This is a genomic window from Lederbergia ruris (assembly GCF_018332955.1).
Taxonomy (GTDB): Bacteria; Bacillota; Bacilli; order Bacillales; family Bacillaceae_C; genus Lederbergia; species Lederbergia ruris.
Genome location: NZ_BORB01000091.1, coordinates 1 through 1,353 on the forward strand (window position 1 = coordinate 1; position 1,353 = coordinate 1,353).

Here is a 1,353-nt window from a genome sequence, read left to right on the forward strand (position 1 = left end):
TGTTGGTCCAACGAGGAGTTTAAAGTTATTTGGAGGAGTTGGCAAGTGGCGTATTTAATTTATGTATGCCCTACGGGCCATACATAAATTAAATGCCAATCCCTACATTATTAGTTTGCCATAAACACACCGTTCTTGTTTTAACTGATGAAGATTCTTCAGAGAAATTGCTGGGTATTCAAGTGGACATCGAAGGCAAATAAAAATAATATATTTTATTAGTAATAAGGCTCATCATAATGGATATGGTGGGCTTTTTTTGTGCGCATTTTAAGCCTTTTTGATCCATCAATGAGTATAAGGAGCTGCCCATTATTATTAGTGAATTACAAAAGTGAAGACTCAACCCCTTTTTTATTTATAAAGGGGCTGAGGGCTAGAATCTTGATAAATCCAATGAAGCATGCATGTTAGGAGAATGACAATTAAGATAATCAAAAAAGCATGTAGTAAAAAAATGTATTTCTACTACAATTCCTTTTTCATAAATTCCCAATATCTGTGTAGTTGCTCCACGTTTTCCTCTGGCCGCATACTAACTTCCTCAAGAAATGTTTCTTTAGAGCTATAACCTTCCTCCCGTGTAACTGCTGTATTTACTGTATGGAATTCGTGAAGTATTGGACTAGGCAGAAATAATCCGCACGAGTGTTTGGAGGCCTAAGGGCGGATTATTTATTGTTTAAAAATAGCGATGATCACCACGCCGACCTGAATTACATCCTGTGAGCCTCCGTGCAAATTTTAACGTTCGAGATATAAAGGGAAAATGAAATACGAAAAAAAGTAATTTCTTTCACAAATAACGTGCTCGATACTGTGTGGGAGTCATACCTTCACTTTTTTTAAAAGCAATGCTGAAGTAGTTTGAATCGTTGAAACCAACTTGCCTTGCAACTGAACTAATTTTTACTTCAGGATCTAATAGAAGTTTTTTTGCCACTTTCATTCTTGATTTTGTTGTATATTCAATATATGTTTCACCCGTTGCTTGTTTAAATAAAGAACTAAGGTAATTTGGACTCATATGTAAATGAGAAGCGAGCGAATTTAAGTTAATGTCCTCCGATAAATGATTCTTAATCCATTTTTTAGCTTCCTCAATGATTTTAGGATTTTTTATTTTTTCTTGTTGTTTAAAAATATCCGTAAAGTTTGACATACAATTTGTAACAATATCGATAATTTGTGAATTTGTTTCTGCTCGATATATTTTGGATAATGGATGTTTAGTGCAAAATAAAAGTTAAGAGAATTGCAACCAAAATGTTAGAAGGTTGCACAAAAATAAAAGGCTTGCCAGCCCTCTCAAAATACCCTACCGTTATTGGTGTCGAATCAACTAATGGTGGG

The 1,353-nt window shown here is 34.4% G+C and carries 1 protein-coding gene; it reads right to left on the reverse strand.

The window, feature by feature from the left end:
• Nucleotides 1–796 precede the first annotated feature (796 nt).
• Entirely contained in the window at nt 797–1,162 is a 366-nt protein-coding gene (locus tag KI363_RS21510; protein ID WP_212967603.1) for a helix-turn-helix transcriptional regulator, read from the reverse strand.
• Nucleotides 1,163–1,353: the final 191 nt, after the last annotated feature.

What these genes read in the sequence shown, in the direction of transcription:
- KI363_RS21510 (WP_212967603.1), bottom strand. Translation starts at nt 1,162, where the DNA reads ATGTCAAACTTTACGGATATTTTTAAACAACAAGAAAAAATAAAAAAT.